The sequence below is a fragment of the Streptomyces sp. NPDC050263 genome (assembly GCF_040655955.1).
GTDB lineage: Bacteria > Actinomycetota > Actinomycetes > Streptomycetales > Streptomycetaceae > Streptomyces.
The window spans coordinates 1-19,326 of record NZ_JBFAKW010000107.1; the positions used below are offsets into that span (position 1 = coordinate 1).

Genomic DNA, 19,326 nt, shown 5'->3' on the forward strand with positions numbered 1-19,326 from the left:
ACGGGCCAGGTATTGCGTCACAACAACACCAACCCGTGCGGCTCACTCTGCGTTCCGGCTCAGACCGCGATCACTGTCGTACACCACGTCGTTACTCATGTTGCTCTTGCTACCCACTACCTGTGACTGCTTCCTCCGGGACCATCCGTCCCAGTATCAAGCTGTCCGGCCGGCAGGGGGAACCTCACCAGCACCTTCCCCATCAACGAGAGCACCGCGGCCACATGAGCATCCCGGTGCGTGTCCACTCCCAGAACCACCTCCCCCACCGGGCGACGACGACGGGGCTGCGGAGCAGGCGACGTGCTGGACATGGTCGAACTGGACATGCCGTTCCCCTTCCGGCCCCATAGCGCGTCGCGTTGCCGGCACCGGGCCGCGTCGGGCGGTCAGAATCGTGAGGACGCCAGCAACGACCGGCAGGCCCCTATCGGGACACGCCCCGCCGGCCCGGTACCGACAACGCACCATCCCCAGCCAACGGCCGACACTGTGAAACCAGGACACTTCGGTCACATGTCATGGGTCAGACTCCTGGCCCGGGACAGCACCCACCCATCCTCCCGCCCGTCACAGCGTCCCCACCCAGAAATACTGAGCATGCTCAGTTCCCGCTCTCGAGACATCCTCGATATGACTCCGGCCGATCGCTACGCAGCGCAGAGGCCGACATCTTCGTTCAGGTTGCTTCACGACCGGCGCGGCTTCTCGACGGCTGCGTGCGCCACGGGGCAGGGCGCCAACGTGCTGGCGTTCGAGTCGATCTGCAGTGGGTGGCCGAGCGGCCCGCTGTGGGCGCTCGAGGCGTTCGCCGACGCGGCAGCCCATGCCGATGGGCGTGGCGGCGGAGGCGTTGTCGAGGTCGAGACCGTCGGAGTAGACGAGCCGGGAGGCGTGGCGGATCTCGCATCCGAGGCCGATGGCGAAGGTCTTGCCGGGTTCGCCCCAGCCGCCGCGGTGCCGGGTGAGCGCGCGGGCCGTCCACAGGTAGCGCTGCCCGTCCGGCATTTCGGCGATCTGGACGTGGACGCGGCGCGGCGAACGCCTCGTAGACGTTCCACAGCGGGCAGGTGCCGCCGGCGCGGGAGAAGTGGAAGCCGGTCGCGGACTGGCGTTTGGACATGTCGCCGGCCCGGTCGACCCGGACGAAGGAGAAGGGCACACCGCGCAGGCGTGGCCGCTGGGGGGTGCTCAGGCGGTGACAGACGGTCTCGTAGCCGCGGCCGTAGCGGTCGGTGAGACGTTCGATGTCATAGCGGACCTCTTCGGCAGCCCTCTGGAAGGCGGTGTACGGAAGGATCAGCGTCGCCGCGAAGTAGTTGCACTCCCACCACCGCTCGTCAGCGAAACCGGATCTCATGGACCGTGCGCCCTCCATGCTGAGAGCCATCGGCCCCGGCGATTCGTTGCGGCATCGGAGTGATCTCACCGGTGCCCGGTATTCGTCCCCCTGCACCGTCCGGAAGGTCAGGAGTCGGACCGGATTCCGTCGTGCGGATGCCCGGAGCGCTCGGACGTGCGATGGCTGGTGGCGCACCACGGGTAGGTCCGGCTGCGTCGGCAGGCGTGGGCGGGGACGCCCTGCCGATCTGCTTCTTGCCGAGGGTTCGGCGGCTGGGGCATGAGCGGCGGCATCATGGCGGGCAGTCTGCTGAGCAACCTGATCAACGGCCGCGAGGTCGCCTGGGGCGGCCTCTACGGCCCGCGGCACCTGGCTTCCGTGGTCCGCGAGGGAGCGTCGCTGCTGAAGCACCAGGCCCAGGTCGCCCGGCACTTCCTCGGCGACCGGCTGTCACCCCTGACGGGCCCCGCACCGGACGACATCCCTCCGGGCCACGGCGCCGTGGTGCGCCTGGGCGGACGGCAGTACGCCGCCCACCGGGACGAGAGCGGCTTGCTCCAGGCCGTCTCGGCCCGCTGCACCCACCTCGGCTGCATCGTGTCGTTCAACCACGCGGAGCAGGCATGGGAGTGCCCATGCCACGGATCGCGTTTCGCCCCGGACAGGCGGGGGATCCAGGGTCCTGCCGTACGTCCACTGGGAAAGCGCGACATCGCGGAATAGGAGCGACCGAAGGTTGCTGCAAGATGCACCTAAGTCGTAAAGCGGGATAATCGACCCAATATGGCGGCGTACAGGCATCGCCCCCGTCGAACAGGCAGGTCACCCCATGGCGAAGAAACCACAACCGTCCCAGCCACCGCACGGTCAGGGCCCGAGCCGTCACAAGGGCAGTGAACAGCACGGCTGGTCTCCCGACGTGGACGAGACACATCAGCAGGACAACCCCAGCGCCCATCGTTCCTTCCACACCGCCGAGTACGGCGGCGGGAAAGGCCCGGGACGGACCAAGTCCAAGGAAGAGACGAAGTCGGTACCGGGCGACACGGTGGAAAGCGTCAGCGCACGCGGCGAGGAGTACGCCGACAAGGACGAGAAAGGCCGGAAGGACACGGGCCCCAGGGGTCGCTCCCAGCGCCCCAGCGGCACCAAGGACGCCTCCGCGACGACCGGCGTCGACCCTCAGGACCCACCGTCCCGGCGCCGCCCAAGCTAGCCTCGCGCTTTCACGAGGTGGGGTGTCCTATGCTTGATCAAATAAGCGGAGAGTGCTCCTGACCTGCAACGATTGGACTTGTCTAGGGTCCTGTTGGCTGCACTCCGCAAGCCTTGGTCGGACAGTCCGTGGGCCAGCAGTCAGGATCCGGGAGGAAGACCGTCCTCACCGTGATCACCCTGCCTGGACTCGCGCCCTGTGAGACCACGGGGAGCGGGAAGGGCGATGGGTGTGGAGGACGAGCAGCGCCAGGGCGCCGGTCGCTGCGGACCAGGCGAGGGAGAGCAGGCCGTGGGACCAGGGGATGTGCGGGGTGAGGGCTGAGCTCAGCGCCAGCTGGTTCACGCCGTACAGAGGAAGCGCGCACACGCCTGCCACATCCATGAGTGTGTTGAAGACGGGGTTCTGCAGGCCGGTGTCCACCAGGCTGAGCATGATGATGAGGAAGAAGCCCTCCAGTTCGCCGCGGACCAGAGAGCCGAGCAGAAGACCGATCCCACCGTAGGCGAGGCCCGCGCCTGCAAGGGCCAGTCCCAGGGCGCCTGCGTGGCGCGCGGGCAGGGAGATCCACAGCTGAATCGTGGTGCAGAAGGCCAGCAGGGCGGCGGTGAGGGCGACGGCAGCAAGTTTGGCCAGCAGCATCGGAAGCCGGGGGTAACCGGCCAGCAGCAGACGGCGGTCCATCTGTCGGGACTCTCGACGAAGCCGGGCAACCCCTCGCCGTAGGGGCACAGACCCATCCCGAAGCCCCACGTTTGTACTTCGCCGGATACACCAATCCCCTCACGGGCGTCCTTCGCCAGGCGGGCATCGAGGCGCGCGCCATCACCCACGCACTTCGACGTGAGACGGCGCGGGCACCCGTTCTCACCGCCCAGGTCGGCGACCGCACAGCCGACACACCCCAACAAGGGCACACTCCGAGCTGACGGAGCACGTTCAACCTCGATGCTTCAGCGGCCGTGAGTGCACGCCCGGGCCGTCCGCCGACGTGATCCGATCGTCTCGGGGCAACCACTGCAGACGCCCCGCTCCGTCGGGAAGAAGAGATCGCGCAGGCAATGGATCAACCCCTCCCGCTCTCCGGGTAACGTCAAGGTATGAGTCATCCACACCCCGAACTGAAAGCCGCCCCTCCCCTTCCCGCAGGAGGGCTGCGGGTCATCGCCCTGGGCGGCCTGGGTGAGATCGGCCGCAACATGACCGTCTTCGAGCACGCGGGCAAGCTGCTCATCGTCGACTGCGGCGTGCTGTTCCCCGAGGAGACCCAGCCCGGCGTGGACGTGATCCTGCCGGACTTCACCTCGATCCGGGACCGGCTGGACGACGTCGTGGCCGTGGTCCTCACCCACGGTCACGAGGACCACATCGGCGGCGTGCCGTACCTGCTGCGCGAGCGGAGGGACATCCCGGTCGTCGGTTCCAAGCTGACGCTGGCGTTCCTGGAGGCCAAGCTCAAGGAACACGGCATCCGGCCGCGCACGGCGCGGGTGCGGGAGGGCGACCGGCGCGACTTCGGGCCCTTCGACTGCGAGTTCGTGGCGGTCAACCACTCCATCCCGGACAGCCTCGCGGTCGCGATCCGCACCAGCGCCGGGATGGTGCTGCACACCGGTGACTTCAAGATGGACCAGTTCCCTCTCGACGACCGCATCACCGATCTGCGCGCCTTCGCCCGCCTCGGCGAGGAGGGCGTGGACCTGTTCCTCACCGACTCCACCAACGCCGAAGTGCCCGGCTTCACCACCTCCGAGCGTGAGCTGAACCCGGCGATCGAGCAGGTGATGCGCACCGCGCCGCGCCGGGTCATCGTCTCCAGCTTCGCCAGCCACGTGCACCGCATCCAGCAGGTCCTGGACGCCGCCCACCAGCACGGCCGCAAGGTCGCCTTCGTCGGCCGGTCGATGGTCCGCAACATGGGCATCGCCCGTGACCTGGGCTATCTGAAGGTCCCCTCCGGTCTGGTCGTCAGCACGAAGGAGCTGGAGAAGCTCCCCGACCACAAGATCACTCTGGTGTGCACCGGCTCCCAGGGCGAACCGATGGCCGCGCTGTCACGGATGGCCAACCGCGACCACGTCATCCGCATCGGCCAGGGCGACACCGTCCTGCTCGCCAGCTCCCTCATCCCCGGCAACGAGAACGCCATCTACCGGGTGATCAACGGACTCACCCGGTGGGGCGCCCACGTCGTCCACAAGGGCAACGCCAAGGTGCACGTCTCCGGACACGCCAGCGCCGGCGAACTCGTCTACTGCTACAACATCGTCAAACCCTGCAATGTCATGCCCGTGCACGGCGAATGGCGCCATCTGCGGGCCAACGGCGACCTCGCCATCCGTACCGGTGTCGACCCCGACCGGGTCGTGATCGCCGAGGACGGCGTCGTCGTCGACCTCGTCGACGGGCGCGCGTCCATCACCGGCAAGGTCCCCGCCGGCAACGTCTACGTGGACGGCATGGAAGTCGGCGGCGCCACCGAAGCGTCCCTCAAGGACCGCCTCACCCTCGCGGAGGAAGGCGTGGTCACGGTGGTGGCGATCGTCGACGCGGACACCGGCGCTCTCGCCGAGGCCCCCGACTTCCTGGCCCGCGGCTTCGTCCACGACGACACCACCTTCGAGCCGGTCATCCCCGTGATCGAGAAGACCCTGTCCACCGCGGCCGAGGAAGGCGTCGGGGACGCGCGCCAACTCGAACAACTCGTCGCCCGCGCCGTGGCGAACTGGGCGTTCCGCACCCACCGCCGCAAGCCCCTCATCATCCCCGTCATCATCGACGCCTGAGCCACGGCCCGGCAGCACGGTCCCGGTTCCGGTCGCGGATTCGCCGGCATCGCGGCCGGGCACGGGAGTCAGCAGCCACCCTAGGAAGCCGGGGCGGCAACGCAGTCCACATGATCAGTCATCCGAAATACGTCCCAAGGACTGGAGGCGCGAAAGCCCGCAGCTCAGCGGGGGTTGCCCCACCTTGGGGACGATCTCGGAAGTGTCCGGGGCGTCAAACGAGCGTCACGGTCAGGCCACGCGAGGGCATGCAAGGTCTCGCCCACCTGTACGCCGACACCCGCGACAAGACCACCGGGCACGACCGAGGCGACCACGTTCGCCGACGCCGTAAAGCACCACCGCATCGACCAGAGCCAGCAAGCAGCCAGCGAGAAGGAACGAGCGCTTGGCCGAGTGGAACGCCGTCCAAGGGCACCGTGGTGCCCTAGCATCTGCCCGGCACCGGGCTTTTGGCGCGGGCCCGGCCACTCCCGGCGTGACGCCGACACCGGCGCCGACCTCCCCGACGCCTCCGCCCCGTCGCGGACGAGGCAGACCACTTTCGGACCATGACTCGGGCCTTCTCCGGTCCCCCGCTTCTGCGGGCCCTTGGGCGGACGTACCAGAGGTGCTTTGCCCCGGATGGCGGCGTCACCGGGCCAGGCGCCTCTGGAGGCGGCCCAGGCGCAGGCTGAGAAGGACGAAGACAGCAGTCAGGACCACCACACCGGTGACGAGCAGGTAGAACAGATCAGGGGCCGCACAGCAACGGCTGCGCGGCCCCTGATCCTGTGCACGCCCGGCACAAGAGCAGGCGCTTCGCCCGGTGGGCGGCAAAGCCCGCACGGGCGGCGCTCACCGGACGCAGTGTGCGCGATCTCTCGGCCAGGTTTGCGAGGTCAGGCCAGGTTGATGTTCTCGGCCTGCGGACCCTTCTGGCCCTGGGTGACGTCGAACGTCACGGCCTGGCCCTCCTGGAGCTCACGAAAGCCTGTGGAGTTGATCGCGGAGTAGTGCGCGAAGACATCCGGGCCGCCTCCGTCCTGGGCGATGAAGCCGAAGCCCTTCTCCGCGTTGAACCACTTCACAGTTCCCGTAGCCATGTCGCATGCCTTCCAGTCGATGAACGCCTCCCACTCGATGTGGCAGACGGAGGTGATCGCCCTGGTCCCTGCGGCACAGCACAGCAAAACGCCCACACCGAAGGCGTGGGCACGAGGGAATTCCGAACCACGACAGCTGACGCAGACGCTACACGCCCACACACCGCGTCACCACAGGAAATGATCACACCGCACACCGAGACCGTGCGTGCGGTGCCCGCCGGCGCTGACGGGCACGCTCATCTCACGCTGCTCCCGTCGGGTTCGCTGATTCGGCGGCACGGCGATATGCGGCGTTGAGGCGCTGGGCTTCCTCGAGCTGGTCTTCGAGGATGACGATCCGGCAGGCGGCCTCGATGGGGGTGCCGTGGTCGACGAGTTCCCGGGCGCGGGCGGCGATGCGCAGTTGGTAGCGGGAGTAGCGGCGGTGGCCGCCCGCGGAGCGCAGCGGGGTGATGAGGCGGGCTTCGCCGATGGCGCGCAGGAAGCCCTGTGTGGTGCCGAGCATCTCGGCGGCCCGGCCCATGGTGTAGGCGGGGTAGTCGTCGTCATCGAGACGGCCGAACGTGTCGTCTGCTGTCATTGCACCTCTCTGTGGAACGCGTGGAGGGGCCCTGGCGCCGTACTGGCGCCAGGGCCCCGAAGGAACTACTACACCATCTGCCGGCCCTGACACTGCACCGGCCCTCTGTTTCCGCAGACCCGACCGAGACGCTGTCGGGGGCGCGGGGATCGCGGTTGCTCGACCGGAGACCACCTCACTATCGATGTCCTGCGGTACCCGGGTCCAAGACTTCCGCCCGGGCGATCCTGATGGCTCGGCCCCTCCGTTCTTCCCTCTTGATCAACTACTCACTGACGGAAACTGCGAACTGCTGGTGGCCTCGAACAGCGCCACTCTTCGGCAGCCAGCCCCGTCGCCCGTCCTGCGTCTGCTCTGGCTTAGAACCCCACTGCCGAACCTCCCGGTGCGTGCGCCCGCAGCCGACGCCTTCACCGAGGTACTGCTCACCGACTTCACTGCTGGGTACTGCGAACCTTCACTTACTGGCACTGCCACTGCGGTGCTGCTCATGGCGGCCCCTGATCACTGCGGGCCACCCGGTCCGGTCGTCAGCCCCGTCGCCGTCCAGCAAACGCTCTGGCTTCGGAACTCCACCACCGCACCGTCCAGCGAACTGCAACTGCGTACTGCTGCCCGGCAGTTCATGTCTGCCAGGCCTTGCTCGATCTCGGCTACGAGAGAAACCATAACCACACCGCCACCGAATGTCTACTCCAGCTGGCATAGATTTCCGCGCCCTCGGAGATGAGGTAGTCCGCCCCGACCGGTCCGCCTCGACCGGTCCACGGATGGTTGAAGCAGCTTCGGGCTCAGCCCGGCGCGCAGGGATCCCCCGCCGCGCAGCATGTCGGGCTGAGCGTGACGTCGCCGACTGCGCCGCGCCTACCGCTGGCGCGCACCGGCCAACACTGCGTCTCGTGGAAACTCCACCGGCCGGGACGGACGTTTCCAGCCGTGGCGCCCCAGGTCGGCCGTTGACAGGCGTGACAGGAGGCCCCGCGCCGCCCTCGACGATCCCGGGATGATCGAGCAGCTCGTGGCGAACCGGCACGGCCCCTGACTCGAGTAGACCGTGGGCTGCGGGGAGGGGGGCTCACGGCAGCATGTGCCGCCATGCGTCGACTGTGGTCCACCGTCCCTTTCCGGCAAGCACTGTGGCTCTGCGGGGTTGGCGGGTGGAGGGGCGGGGCACAGGGGGCTGGGTAGGCACGGGCAGGGGCATGGACTGTTCAGAGACCAGGGTGGCCCTGATGATCACGGCGATCGCCAACGCCGCAGCCGTCCGTTCCACCACAGCCATTGCCGACGCACGCGATACGGCACGGGCCTTCCTCGAAGGTTTGCAGCAGCCGGACGTGGCCCCTGACGCGGCGAACACTGTGGTCTTGGTCGTGTCCGAGCTCGGGAACTGACTGCGCGTCCCGACACCAGGTCGCCGTTCACGATCCCAGCCGGCATCTGCCGCGCATGCGCGCCCCTGACCTGAACGGCAGCACCGGGGGCTTCGACCGGCCCGTGGTCACCCGCCTCGCCCACGCAACGGCGGTCACCCGCCGGACCCCGGCGGCAAGACCGTGAGCGCCTTCCTGGCCCGGTAGCGTCACCGCTCAAGGCGCAGCCTGACGAGTTGCTCGCTGGCGTCGGCGCCCCGGTGGAGTCCGACCAGAGCAATCAGAGTCCCTGACCGTGTCACCAAGGGCGCTGTCATCACCGGTCGCTGGGCCGTCGCAGCCACGTGAAGGCAGGGGGTGTCGGATGTGCTGACGGATTCCGCCCACCTGGACGAGTTCGCCGCCGTCTTCGACTCCCCCGCGAAGAAGGAGGGGCCGCCCACGCGTCTGCACTTCCATCTCGCCCAGATCCCGCAGGGCACCCTGCGGGTCCGGAGACGGGTGGAGGTACCGGGTTGCGATCGAGGATGTCAGCGCCTGGACCGTGGGCGACTTCAGCTGTTGCGACCACTGAGCGACGCCGACGGGAACCGGCTGCACGCAGTGTGGGCCCCACCGGCGTACCGGTCGGGCCCACACTGCTGGTCAGGTGTCGGCTCGTGTCTGTTTACCCGGTCAGACCGTGACGGGGGTGCCGAGCATCGCGGAGGCGTGCTGCATCGGGCTGAGAATGCCCAGGGGCGCCGCCTTGGGAACGGTGCGGCAGGTGAAGCCGAGCTGAGCCAGGGCCCGCAGGACTTCGGCGGCGCTGAAGTCACGACGGTCCTGGCGCGTAATGACCTGGCCGACCTGCTTGACGGGGTAGTGGCGACGGCCGATGATCACCGATTCGCTGGTGGCAGGTTCGGGCTTGATGCCCTTCATCGATTCCAGCACGCCGCCCTTGGTGAGCTCGAAGGGGAAGCGGGCGATGACGCAGCGCATGTGGCCTCACGGGGAGAAGGAAAGAACGGTCCGACCAGGGGTGAGGCGTTTCAGCGGGAGAGGGCGAGGAGGCCCGCGGCGCTGCCTTGCTCGTCGAGCACCGGCAGGACACCGAGCCGACGGGAGCGCATCGCGTGCTCGGCTTCGGCCATCGTGGTCACGGGTGAGGTGAACGAACCGTGGTCGCCCAGGATGTCGCGCAAGCGGACGCGGTCCGTGTAGTCGGAGCTGTCACGGACGGCGGCGAGTTCGGTACGGGTGACCAGGCCGGTGCACTGGCCGTCCTGGTCGCAGACCACCAGCCGGGCCGTGCGTGCGGCAGCCATGACGGCCAGCGCCACCTCGACGCTCATGTCGTCACAGACCTGCGGTCCGGCCGCGTCCATGACCTCCACCGCCGTCCTGTGCGCGGGGTCGGCGTCCGCCGGGCGGGGCTGCGTCTGAACCAGCGTCAAAGGGTGCCTCCTGCAGAGATGGGCCGGCTTCCTGATCACGAAAGTTCTAGGCCACCGCGCCGAAGCCGGACTGGCGTACGGGGGTGCGCCTGGTCGCCGAGGCGGGGCGGCGGCGGCCTCGGGAGGTGGCGCTGCGCTTGGGGCGTTCGACCACCGGTGCGGTGATGACGACCGGGATGCCGGACGGGGCCTGGGCGCCGGTGATCCGGTTCAGGGCCTCGTCGCCCGAGCGGATCTGGGTGGTCTGCGGCCGGATGCCGGCGTCCGACATCAGACGCACCATGCCTCGGCGCTGGTTCGGCGTGACCAGGGTGACGACGCTGCCGGACTCGCCGGCGCGGGCGGTACGGCCGCCGCGGTGGAGGTAGTCCTTGTGGTCGGTCGGCGGATCGACGTTGACGACCAGGTCGAGGTTGTCGACGTGGATGCCGCGCGCCGCGACGTTGGTCGCCACCAGCACGGTGACGTGCCCCGTCTTGAACTGCGCCAGCGTGCGGGTGCGCTGCGGCTGCGACTTGCCGCCGTGCAGCGCGGCGGCCCGAACCCCGCTGTTGAGCAGGTCCTGGGTCAGCCGGTCGACGGCGTGCTTGGTGTCCAGGAACATGATCACGCGGCCGTCGCGGGCGGCGATCTCGGTCGTGGCGGCGTGCTTGTCGGCGCCGTGGACGTGCAGGACGTGGTGCTCCATCGTCGTGACCGCACCGGCCGACGGGTCGACGGAGTGCACGACGGGGTCGGCCAGATAGCGGCGCACCAGAAGGTCGACGTTGCGGTCCAGAGTGGCCGAGAACAGCATCCGCTGCCCCTCCGGACGCACTTGGTCGAGCAGCGCGGTGACCTGGGGCATGAAGCCCATGTCGGCCATCTGGTCGGCCTCGTCCAGCACCGTGATGCCCACGTGGTTCAGCCGGCATTCGCCGCGGTCGATGAGGTCCTTGAGCCGCCCCGGCGTCGCGACGACGACCTCGGCGCCGCCGCGCAGCGCACTGGCCTGCCGGCCGATCGACATGCCGCCCACCACCGTGGCCAGCCGCAGCCGCACGGAGCGGGCATACGGGGTCAGCGCGTCGGTCACCTGCTGTGCCAGCTCACGCGTGGGTACGAGGATCAGCCCCAGCGGCTGGCGGGGCTCAGCACGCTGCCCAGCGGTACGCGCGAGCAGGGCGAGGCCGAAGGCGAGGGTCTTGCCGGAACCGGTGCGGCCGCGGCCCAGGACGTCACGGCCCGCCAAGGAGTTCGGCAGCGTCGCTCCCTGGATCGGGAACGGCACGGTCACACCCTGCCTGCCGAGTTCGGCCAGCAGCTGCTCGGGCATGTCGAGATCGGCGAAGCCCTCGACGGCGGGCAGCGCGGGGGTGATCGTCCTGGGCAGCGCGAACTCACCCTGCACTGCGGCGGGCCGACGGCCGTAACCGCCTGAGCGGACGGGGGCGCCGGTACGGCGCGGCGCCTGCGAGCCGTAGCCGCTGCCGCCCCTTCCGGCGTCGGCACGGCCGTCACGGGAGCGGGCGGGGCGGTCGTTCGTGTACGTGCGGTTCATGCGGAACCTTCCTCGATGTGGCACATATCAAGGAATTCCCGCAGCGATGAACGGCATGGAGAATTACAAGTATGGACCGGTGGCAAAAGAAAGCAGACTGGCCGGCGGAAACATCCGTGGGCACATGTGCTGAAACGGGTGACGCGATGGGGACCTTGCGATCCGGGCGCCGCCTGCGGTGCAGCGCTTCCGGATGCGTCTGCGCCCTGAGGGAGGAATCGCTTGTGGTGGTACTGCGGATTCCTCCGGGTCGTCCCGCGGGTGAAAGCCGCTGCGGGATACGCGTGCAGCTGGGGCCCGCACTCCGAAGGATGCGGGCCCCAGCTGCAAATTGTGCGTCAGCGTCAGGCCGGAACGATGTTCTCGGCCGTCGGGCCCTTCTGGCCCTGAGCGATGTCGAAGGTCACTTTCTGGCCCTCGAGCAGCTCACGGAAGCCCTGCGCGGCGATGTTCGAGTAGTGGGCGAACACGTCGGCGCCGCCACCGTCCTGCTCGATGAAGCCGAAGCCCTTTTCCGCGTTGAACCACTTCACGGTACCAGCAGCCATGTCATATCTCCTTCGGGGCAGTGCATCGGCGTCCGCACCGTGCGGGCGCCGTGTCGCCGCGATGATCACCCCGCCCGGAAATGACCGGAAATACAAAAGTGCTCCCGACCGGCAGAATCCTGGTGGGGGCACTTGAAGTTTTGGGAACCACAACTGCAACTGAGATCGACAGTAGCACGTCGGAGCGGTCCGTGTGCGTTGGATAATTCCACTCTGCTCTTCGCGGCAAAAAAACTCCCGCGGCGCGGCCCCCAATATCTGATCCCTCGGGAACAGATATTGATTCACTCGGAGTTTGACGTCTCAGGGAGAGGTGCCGACCGGCACGCTGCGCGACGGCCGGGGAAAAGCCGCTGCCGCCCAGGAAACGCAGCTGCGAGACCGTGGGATGACCACGCCGCAGCGGCTGCCGTTCACCGGTCCCGGATGAGCGAGCCCACCTCCTCAGTGTGGGTGAGGCGTCTGGTCATGAGGGTGACGGCGACCCAGGTGATCAGGCTCTCGGAGTGCTGGATGAGCCGTTCGTACTCCCGCGCATGCCGACGGAACGTCTTCGAGTACTACTCCGGCGGAGTGGCCAGGCAGGCCGACGGTGCGACGTGTGCTGATGACCGTCGGCTGAAGCGCCCGCGTCACATCAGACAGCCGGGCCGATAGGTCAGGGCACTTCTCCGGGCCCGTCGCAGATGCGGCTGCGTCTGCCTGGGATCGGAGGCCTCGCAGATCAGACGTTGATCCCGAATCAGCCGCAGGCCCACTGGGGCGCCGCCGTAGCGGATGGCGTTGGTGACCAGCTCGCTGACGATCATCTCTGTGGTGAACACCAGATGGTCCAGCCCCCAGGAGGTCAGCCGGTCGGCGACTTGACGGCGTATCCCTGCGACGATGCTGGGGTCGGCGGCCAGCTCCCAGGTGCCAGTGGCATCTTCGGGAAGTTGGCGCACCTGGGTCACCAGAAGTGCCAGGTCGTCGTCCAGGGGCTCCCGCAGAAGTTTCTCCAGAATGCGGCCACCGATTTCCGTGACGCCGGCGGGATGCCCCAGGCGCGAAGCCGGGTAGAAACGCGGTGTCCGGGAACGGCGCGGGTCAGGCGGTCAGGGCCTGGTCGACGGCGGGATGGCAGCCGATGACCTCGTCCAGGCCGACGATCTCAAGGAGCCGTAGCACCGATTCCTGGGCGCCGGCAATACGCACCCATCCCTGATCGTCACTCGCGGCCTGGTGGACGGCGACGTTGCTGCCGCTGGAGTCCATGAAGGTCACGCCGCTGAGGTCCGCCACGGTCCGCAGGGGCGCCGCGCCGTCGCAGGACAGGAGGGCCTCGCTGAGCATGTCCTTGACGGCGTGGTCGATCTCGCCGCGCAGGGTGACCACCCGGATGCCGTCGACGGTGGTGTGGACGATCGACAGCTGGCCGGGCCGGGCTGCTCCGCGGGTGTCTGTCGCCGTTTCCTCGACCGTGCTCGCTGATGGGACTCAAGGCCCCGGCGCGATAGTGCGCCGGTAGCCTGCGTCGATGCTACGGCGCACACGTGTGCGGCCCGTTATGCGGTTCTCACGACAGCCCCTATGAGCGGGGTCCTGGCTGTAGCTGTTTGACCAGGTGGAAGACCTCCCGGGCCGCATAGCGCTTGAGGCGACGAACGATTCGTCATGCGAAGCCACCTCGTCGGGCAGTCGACGGACTGCCATACGTGAGCGGATGTTGGCCGCCGCTTCCTGCCGCAGGCCCAAGTACCGTGCAGGGCACCGCACATGCGCGCGCCACCGCGTTCTGGCACTGTCCACACCCTAGGTATGGGCGACTTCCGGCCGTCCGTCGGACTGGGCAAAGGACTATGCTGCTGTACGGACGTCCCAGACCCCGGCGGCTCGTCGTTTCACGACACAGATGGCTGAAGGGAGCGGGCCTTTCGTCCGTCACCCGGCGCATCCCTGGAGGGAACTGGGTGGGTCCCCTGTCCTGTTGCACAGGCCCTCGGACCGGCCGTCGTTCCGCCTCCTTCGAACGTACGCCCCTGCCGACAGCGCGCCAAGGGGGCCGGGAAACCCGGCGTCCCATCTCGCTGCCGGATGGTCTTTGGAACGAGGCGTCATGCCGCTCCCACAGCTCACCGTCTACCGTCACAACCGACGGAACAGGGCGCTGATCACCCTGGCCGGTGATATCGGCCTGGAATCGGCACCGCTGCTGCGCGCGGCACTGGCACAGTGCTTGAGCGACGGCATCCGCATCGTCGATGTCGACCTCACCCTCGTGACCTTCTGCGACTGCAGCGGCCTCAACGCCTTCCTCTACGCCGCGCAGCGGACCATGGAGGCCGACGGGATCCTGCGACTGCACAACCCGCCGCGGTCACTGGGGCGGATCCTCGACCTCACCGGCTGCGGGTTCCTGCTTCTCGGCCTTCCGCTCGGGCGTCGGTCACCGTCTCTCGGGGACGTCCCTGCCTCGGCCGCTCCAGCCCTGCCGCACCGGAATGTTCCGCTGATGCCTGTCCTCTCGGGCGATGCGTGGTGAAGGCCCAGCCGAGGCAGGGGCAGCCGCACAAGCCCCTTGCAGGTGAGCCGTCCATCATGGACACGGTGCGGTTGCGCCGCGTGAACCGCTGGCTGGCGCAGGGCCTGGGCGGGGAGCTGGCGGATCTGTACGTCGACTCCCGCGAGACGTCCGCCCCTGAGGCGTACCCCAGCCGCAGCCGCCAGGACTTCCTGAACCGTCTCACCGGCGATATCCGCCGGCCGGGGTTCGCCATGGTGATCGCGGAGACGGACCACCTGGTGGGATGCATCTTCGGGTTCCCGGTGGGCAGCGACGGCTTCTGGTGGCTCGGGTTCGACGGAGCACTGCCGCAGAGCATCGAGCAACTCACCGCGTCCGGCGGCGTCTTCGCGATCACCAGCATCCTGGTCCAGCCACACCTGAAGGACCAGGACGTGGCCTGCCGGTTGCAGGAGCGGCTGCTGAGCGACCACCAGGCGTCACTCGGCGCCACCCTCGTGGATCAGGACGATCGCCGGACCCTCGCCTCGCTCCGCTCCTGGGACTGGCTGGACATCGGAGAGGTGTGGCGGCGGTCCCGACCATGTTCCGTGCGCTGGTGTTCCCACTCGGGGAACGCACCACGGCGAGGCTGGAGGGACTGGCACACCACGCCTGGCCCCGGTGGCCCGGATGAAGTCCGACAGCCGCTCGGCCCGCATCCAGGCGCTGGTCGCCGATCAGGCGGCCCGACGCGGCGCCCGGGTCGGCGTGGTGGACGTGTGCACCGCGGCCGTGGCCGCGCTCCCGGTCGGCGGGGCCGGACTGTCCGCGATGTCCCGGACCGCGGCAAGCCATCCGCTGTGCAGCACCGACATCATCAGCGAACAACTGGAGGAGCTGCAGCTCACCCTGGGCGAGGGGCCCTGCGTGGACGCCTTCACCCATGGCTCGGCGATCCTCACGCCCGATCTGCTGACCGGTGCACTGCAGGACCGTTGGACCGTGTTCACGGATGCGGCCCTGGAAGCCGGAGCCCGCGCGGTCTTCGCGCTCCCCCTGCAGATCGGGGCGATCAGCCCGGGAGTGCTGGACCTGTACGCCGACGTCCCCACCGTGCTGGACGCCGAGGAACTGGCCGACGCACTGGCGTTCGCCGATCTCGCGACGCTGCTCCTGCTCGATGCCCGTATCGACGAGACGGGCGTACCGGTCGACGGAGCACTGGAAGATCGAGGCTTCGAGGACCTTGGCGGCTACCGGGCAGAGATCGACCAGGCCACCGGCATCCTCACCGTCCAGCTCGGCGTCGGCATCGACGAAGCCTTCGTACGGCTGCGCGCCTACGCCTATGCGCAGGGACGCCGACTCGGCGACGTGGCCGCCGACGTGGTGGCCCACCGACTCCGCTTCTTCCCGGACACGGAACCGGAACGGACCGACGAGGAAACCTGACGCACCGGCGCCATCCGAGGAACGTGCTGCACTTCCCGCCCCCTCCCGGCGGGACTGGTCTCAATCGAGGGTGTTCACGATGAATCAGCAGCTTTTGGCCAAGACCTTCGTCGAGCTGGCGGACAACCTGGTCGCCGACTTCGACCTGATCGACTTCCTGCGCCTGCTGACCGACCGCTGCGTCGGCATCCTCGGCGCCAGCGCGGCCGGGGTCCTGCTCGCCGACCGGGACGGCAAACTCCGCGTCATGGCCGCCTCCGACGAACAGGTACGTCTGCTGGAGCTCTTCCAGCTCCAGAACGACCAGGGCCCCTGCCTGGAGTGCTTCCGCACCGGCACACCGGTGATCGTCCCCGACCTGACCCGGGAGATCGACCGCTGGCCGCGCTTCGTCACGGCAGCCCACCGCAGCGGATTCGGGGCCGTCCAGGCCCTGCCCATGCGCCTGCGGGAGGAGGTCGTCGGCGCCCTGAACCTCTTCCGCGCCACCCCCGGCCCCTTCGACCCGGCCTCCACCCTCATCGCCCAGGCCCTGGCCGACGTCGCCACCATCAGCCTCCTGCAACAACGCACCACCCACCGCAGCACCGTGCTCAACGAGCAACTGCAGACGGCGTTGAACAGCCGCGTGCTGATCGAGCAGGCCAAGGGGAAGCTCGCCGAACGTCAGGGCAGCGACATGGAACAGGCTTTCACCACCCTGCGTAGTTACGCCCGGGCGCACAACCGCCGCCTGTCCGATCTGGCCCGCGCCGTCATCGACGATTCCGAGCCCCTCCCCGGCCTAGTGGCCTGACACTGTCGCCGCGGCGGTGACCGCACGCAGCGGCCCGGGCACGAAGAACCACGCCCGGATCACGGGCCGTGCTTCTGGAGGCGCGGTGCTGGCGATGCGCCGCTGCCGGCTGAAGCTGTGGTGCGGCGTCGGCTGCGGGGCTGATCCCGGGATCCGGGCCCTCGCCCTCGGCTGTCTCGCCGGACCGCACCGCCGTCCCCGCTGCTGTCGCAGTCCACGCGGCGCAGTACAGCAGCAGCCTTGCCATGAGATTGATCCACAGCACGACGGCGACCGGCACGGCGAAGGCACCGTACATGCTCTTGCCCGCAACACCCTGCAGGTAGCCGGTCAGCAACCACTTGAGCAGTTCGAAGCCCACCGCACCGATCAGGCCGGCGACCACGACCGCACGCCGTCCGGGATGCACCCGCGGCAACCGGGTGAGCATATAGAGCAGCAGCAGGAAGTCGACAACCAGGGCGATGGCCAGGCCCGCGAAGAACAGCAGAGCCCACCCCGCCCTCGATACCGGCCTTGTCGGCGGCCCATCCGACGGCGCTGTTCGCGAACACCGAACTACCGATCGCGACCAGCCCGACCACGCCGAGGCCGACCAGCACCATGGAGTCCTTGAACTTGAGCAGGAACGGATTGCCCGGGTCCTGCTCCTGCTCCCACACCGCGCGCAGGCTGCCGCGCAGGGCGCCGACCCAGTTGATGCCGATCATGAGCAGCAGCGCGCCCGCGATCAGCCCCGGATCCGGCATGCGCGACGAGACTGTCCAGGTCCAGCAGGTCGGAAAGGCCCGGCACCTGGTCGGCGATCTTGTCCTGGAGTTTCCCGAGCTGGTCCTCGCTCAGCAGCGTGGCGCTGATCGCCGCGCCCACGGTGATCAGCGGAAAGAGCGCGACGAAACTGGTGAAGGTGACGGCCGCGGCAAGCCGGGCCCAGTGGACGGCATCCAGCCGCTCGAACGCCCGCCAAACGTGCGCCGAAGACGACGACGCCCACACCGACCAGCCAGGACTGGATGACCAGGACGGTTCCGAAGGGGCCGTAGGCGACGGCACTGGATGCGATCAGGGGTGAGAAGACGAGCCGGGAGAAGACCCGAGCGGAATCGTGAGGTGTGGGGCCGACGTCGATGGTCATCACCTTGCGCGTCACCGCACAAGGTTCAGGGCGCCCTTGAGCCGATCAAGGGGTCAAGTCGACGCTGGTACGCCCGGCACTGAACACGTTCGGGCCCGGTGCGCGCCAGTCTGCTACGACTCCTTGCCCACACGGACACCAGACACGCTGTCGCCCTCTGCGGTGCCCGCACGGCGGCGTAGCGCCCACAACGCGACGGGGGCTCCCGCCCCGACAAGCACGGATGCCAGACACAGGCCGGCCTGATAGCCGGAGAGAAAGGCGTCCGAGTCAGAGGCGCCGGCGGAGGCTGCAGCATGCTCGACAAAGGTCACGACCGCCCCCACAAAGGCGATGCCGAAGACTCCGGAAGCCTCACGGACGGCGCTGAACAGCCCCGCGGCAATACCGGAGAGGTGATCGGGCGAGGATTCCAGGGCACGGGTGGTCAGCGGAACGGCCAGCGCGGATCCGAAACCGATGGCCGAAAGACCAGGCAAAATATGGGCCAATCTCCCTCCAGAGCTTCCCAGCGCGACCATCAACAAGCCGAGACCAACCATAAGTAGACCCACGGCGGAGATACGCCCGTCCCCCCAGCGGCGGGCAAGCCGGGCAATGAATGGTGCGGTAGCGAGCAGGGACAAGGCCACGGGTGTAAAGGTCAGCCCGGCCGTGGTCGGGGTGAGTCCAAGGCCGTTCTGCAGAAATTGCGAAGTGAAAAAATAGACGCCGCTCACACCCAGACCCCATAGCAGTTGAGTGATGATTCCGCCGATGAAGGGGCGTTTTCGGAAGAGTAATCGCAGGGCGGCATTCCGACGCAGGGTCAGTTCGCACGTCAGGGCGACCATCGACGCCACGGCAATGATCCCGGAGGTTGCCGCAGGAAGGCTGTCGAACCCCCTCTCAGGTCCCTCGATGAGGAAGTAGGCCAGAGTCGCCAGCGACAGACAGGCCAATGCGACGATGCGGAGAGGGATGGTGGCCAACGGTGTGGACGCGACACGGGACCCGGAGGCGGGGCGGGGAACAGAGACGAAACCAACGAGGAGACTCGTACATCCCAGTGGCGCGTTCATGACAAAGAGCCATTGCCAGCCCAGGTGCTGTGTCATGACGCCGGAGACAACTGGCCCGCAAGCCAGCGCCGAGGCCAAAGCAGCGGTGATGGCGCTGAAGCCGGCGTTGCGTGCGCGAGGCGGGAGATCGTGTGACAGGACCGCCAGTGAGGCCGGCAGGATCAGTGCCGCACCGACTCCTTGCAGCCCGCGGAAAGCGATCAGCGTCACCCCTGCCGTTGCTGCTCCGCACCCGCCCGAGGAGACGGTGAAGAGCGCGACGCCCAGCAGCAGAGTGGCGCGCCGCCCGATGGTGTCAGCCAGGTGCCCGCCCAGCAGGAGCGAGCTGGCGAGCGTAAGCGGGTAGATGACCGCTACCCACTTCAAGTCGGTGTCATCGAGTGCGAGTTCGGCACGGATTTGGGGCAGTGCGACGTTGACGATGGTGTTGTCCAGCGCTGTCATGAATGACGGCAACAGAACGGCCATGAGGATGGCGAGGGCAC

16 protein-coding genes and 6 pseudogenes are annotated in these 19,326 nt (G+C 68.3%); 8 read left to right on the forward strand and 14 right to left on the reverse strand.

All coding sequences use genetic code 11. The features are described 5' to 3' along the window. Positions 1-689: 689 nt before the first annotated feature. Positions 690-1,321, reverse strand: a pseudogene (locus tag AB0J04_RS34355) (short-chain fatty acyl-CoA regulator family protein); the annotation flags it as partial. A gap of 282 nt (positions 1,322-1,603) precedes the next feature. Between AB0J04_RS34355 and AB0J04_RS34360 the strand changes: the two are divergent. Both AB0J04_RS34360 and AB0J04_RS34365 read left to right on the forward strand, forming a co-directional pair. Continuing rightward, a pseudogene (locus tag AB0J04_RS34360) lies at positions 1,604-2,065 on the forward strand (Rieske 2Fe-2S domain-containing protein); the annotation flags it as partial. Positions 2,066-2,171: 106 nt separating this feature from the next. Further along, on the forward strand, positions 2,172-2,558 hold the full coding sequence (locus AB0J04_RS34365) for a hypothetical protein (RefSeq protein WP_363172529.1): 387 nt from the start codon (positions 2,172-2,174) through the stop codon (positions 2,556-2,558). 174 nt (positions 2,559-2,732) lie between these two features. Here AB0J04_RS34365 and AB0J04_RS34370 read toward each other — a convergent pair whose 3' ends face one another. Further along, positions 2,733-3,242: a hypothetical protein gene (locus tag AB0J04_RS34370; protein ID WP_363172530.1), complete on the reverse strand. Its 510-nt coding sequence runs from the start codon at positions 3,240-3,242 to the stop codon at positions 2,733-2,735. Positions 3,243-3,658: 416 nt separating this feature from the next. On the opposite strand from AB0J04_RS34370, the gene AB0J04_RS34375 reads away from it, so the two are divergent. After that, positions 3,659-5,344: a ribonuclease J gene (locus tag AB0J04_RS34375; protein WP_363172531.1), complete on the forward strand. Its 1,686-nt coding sequence runs from the start codon at positions 3,659-3,661 to the stop codon at positions 5,342-5,344. A gap of 881 nt (positions 5,345-6,225) precedes the next feature. Here the strand turns inward: AB0J04_RS34375 and AB0J04_RS34380 are convergent. Then, positions 6,226-6,429, reverse strand: a complete 204-nt coding sequence (locus AB0J04_RS34380) for a cold-shock protein (protein WP_030052720.1) — start codon at positions 6,427-6,429, stop codon at positions 6,226-6,228. 244 nt (positions 6,430-6,673) lie between these two features. Further along, entirely contained in the window at positions 6,674-7,012 is a 339-nt protein-coding gene (locus AB0J04_RS34385; RefSeq protein ID WP_363172532.1) for a MerR family transcriptional regulator, read from the reverse strand. A 1,232-nt stretch (positions 7,013-8,244) separates the two neighbouring features. Here AB0J04_RS34385 and AB0J04_RS34390 point away from each other — a divergent pair. Together AB0J04_RS34390 and AB0J04_RS34395 are read left to right on the forward strand one after the other, a co-directional pair. After that, entirely contained in the window at positions 8,245-8,406 is a 162-nt protein-coding gene (locus AB0J04_RS34390) for a hypothetical protein (RefSeq protein WP_363172533.1), read from the forward strand. A 239-nt stretch (positions 8,407-8,645) separates the two neighbouring features. Beyond that, positions 8,646-8,959 (forward strand): annotated as a pseudogene (locus tag AB0J04_RS34395) (hypothetical protein). Positions 8,960-9,060: 101 nt separating this feature from the next. Here the strand turns inward: AB0J04_RS34395 and AB0J04_RS34400 are convergent. The 7 genes and pseudogenes from AB0J04_RS34400 to AB0J04_RS34430 all read right to left on the reverse strand — a co-directional run bounded on the left by AB0J04_RS34400 (position 9,061) and on the right by AB0J04_RS34430 (position 13,322). Next, positions 9,061-9,369 (reverse strand): SCO5918 family protein, encoded by a 309-nt coding sequence (locus tag AB0J04_RS34400; protein ID WP_363172534.1) that lies wholly within the window; start codon positions 9,367-9,369, stop codon positions 9,061-9,063. 50 nt (positions 9,370-9,419) lie between these two features. Further along, positions 9,420-9,824 (reverse strand): CBS domain-containing protein, encoded by a 405-nt coding sequence (locus AB0J04_RS34405; protein ID WP_363172535.1) that lies wholly within the window; start codon positions 9,822-9,824, stop codon positions 9,420-9,422. A 46-nt stretch (positions 9,825-9,870) separates the two neighbouring features. After that, a complete protein-coding gene (locus AB0J04_RS34410; protein WP_363172536.1) occupies positions 9,871-11,364 on the reverse strand; it encodes a DEAD/DEAH box helicase in 1,494 nt (497 codons plus the stop codon). A 344-nt stretch (positions 11,365-11,708) separates the two neighbouring features. Beyond that, the gene (locus tag AB0J04_RS34415) at positions 11,709-11,912 is read right to left on the reverse strand and encodes a cold-shock protein (RefSeq protein WP_023586116.1); all 204 of its coding nucleotides are present in this window, start codon (positions 11,910-11,912) and stop codon (positions 11,709-11,711) included. Positions 11,913-12,358: 446 nt separating this feature from the next. Next, positions 12,359-12,457, reverse strand: a pseudogene (locus AB0J04_RS34420) (IS5/IS1182 family transposase); the annotation flags it as partial. Between the two features lie 87 nt (positions 12,458-12,544). Further along, entirely contained in the window at positions 12,545-12,865 is a 321-nt protein-coding gene (locus AB0J04_RS34425) for a hypothetical protein (protein ID WP_363172537.1), read from the reverse strand. 133 nt (positions 12,866-12,998) lie between these two features. After that, positions 12,999-13,322 (reverse strand): STAS domain-containing protein, encoded by a 324-nt coding sequence (locus AB0J04_RS34430; protein WP_363172548.1) that lies wholly within the window; start codon positions 13,320-13,322, stop codon positions 12,999-13,001. A gap of 685 nt (positions 13,323-14,007) precedes the next feature. On the opposite strand from AB0J04_RS34430, the gene AB0J04_RS34435 reads away from it, so the two are divergent. From AB0J04_RS34435 to AB0J04_RS34445, 3 genes are all read left to right on the forward strand, one after another. Beyond that, on the forward strand, positions 14,008-14,433 hold the full coding sequence (locus AB0J04_RS34435) for an STAS domain-containing protein (RefSeq protein ID WP_363172538.1): 426 nt from the start codon (positions 14,008-14,010) through the stop codon (positions 14,431-14,433). 654 nt (positions 14,434-15,087) lie between these two features. Then, a complete protein-coding gene (locus AB0J04_RS34440) occupies positions 15,088-15,849 on the forward strand; it encodes an ANTAR domain-containing protein (RefSeq protein ID WP_363172539.1) in 762 nt (253 codons plus the stop codon). A 79-nt stretch (positions 15,850-15,928) separates the two neighbouring features. Beyond that, complete coding sequence (locus tag AB0J04_RS34445) at positions 15,929-16,645, forward strand: GAF and ANTAR domain-containing protein (protein ID WP_363172540.1); 717 nt, start codon at positions 15,929-15,931, stop codon at positions 16,643-16,645. Positions 16,646-16,847: 202 nt separating this feature from the next. On the opposite strand, the pseudogene AB0J04_RS34450 reads toward AB0J04_RS34445, so the two are convergent. The 3 genes and pseudogenes from AB0J04_RS34450 to AB0J04_RS34460 form a co-directional block, all read right to left on the reverse strand. Then, positions 16,848-17,641: pseudogene (locus tag AB0J04_RS34450) on the reverse strand (YihY/virulence factor BrkB family protein); the annotation flags it as partial. Then, positions 17,619-17,741, reverse strand: a pseudogene (locus tag AB0J04_RS34455) (ribonuclease BN); the annotation flags it as partial. The pseudogenes AB0J04_RS34450 and AB0J04_RS34455, both read right to left, overlap by 23 nt. Before the next feature lie 152 nt (positions 17,742-17,893). Next, positions 17,894-19,309, reverse strand: coding sequence for an MFS transporter (locus AB0J04_RS34460; RefSeq protein ID WP_363172541.1), 1,416 nt, complete (start codon positions 19,307-19,309; stop codon positions 17,894-17,896). Positions 19,310-19,326 lie beyond the last annotated feature (17 nt).

Coding starts and splice junctions, on each gene's coding strand:
- AB0J04_RS34440 (WP_363172539.1), top strand. CDS start 15,088: ATGAAGTCCGACAGCCGCTCGGCCCGCATCCAGGCGCTGGTCGCCGAT.
- AB0J04_RS34415 (WP_023586116.1), bottom strand. CDS start 11,912: ATGGCTGCTGGTACCGTGAAGTGGTTCAACGCGGAAAAGGGCTTCGGC.
- AB0J04_RS34400 (WP_363172534.1), bottom strand. CDS start 9,369: ATGCGCTGCGTCATCGCCCGCTTCCCCTTCGAGCTCACCAAGGGCGGC.
- AB0J04_RS34445 (WP_363172540.1), top strand. CDS start 15,929: ATGAATCAGCAGCTTTTGGCCAAGACCTTCGTCGAGCTGGCGGACAAC.
- AB0J04_RS34380 (WP_030052720.1), bottom strand. CDS start 6,429: ATGGCTACGGGAACTGTGAAGTGGTTCAACGCGGAGAAGGGCTTCGGC.
- AB0J04_RS34375 (WP_363172531.1), top strand. CDS start 3,659: ATGAGTCATCCACACCCCGAACTGAAAGCCGCCCCTCCCCTTCCCGCA.
- AB0J04_RS34460 (WP_363172541.1), bottom strand. CDS start 19,309: ATGGCCGTTCTGTTGCCGTCATTCATGACAGCGCTGGACAACACCATC.
- AB0J04_RS34435 (WP_363172538.1), top strand. CDS start 14,008: ATGCCGCTCCCACAGCTCACCGTCTACCGTCACAACCGACGGAACAGG.
- AB0J04_RS34370 (WP_363172530.1), bottom strand. CDS start 3,242: ATGGACCGCCGTCTGCTGCTGGCCGGTTACCCCCGGCTTCCGATGCTG.
- AB0J04_RS34410 (WP_363172536.1), bottom strand. CDS start 11,364: ATGAACCGCACGTACACGAACGACCGCCCCGCCCGCTCCCGTGACGGC.
- AB0J04_RS34365 (WP_363172529.1), top strand. CDS start 2,172: ATGGCGAAGAAACCACAACCGTCCCAGCCACCGCACGGTCAGGGCCCG.
- AB0J04_RS34390 (WP_363172533.1), top strand. CDS start 8,245: ATGATCACGGCGATCGCCAACGCCGCAGCCGTCCGTTCCACCACAGCC.
- AB0J04_RS34385 (WP_363172532.1), bottom strand. CDS start 7,012: ATGACAGCAGACGACACGTTCGGCCGTCTCGATGACGACGACTACCCC.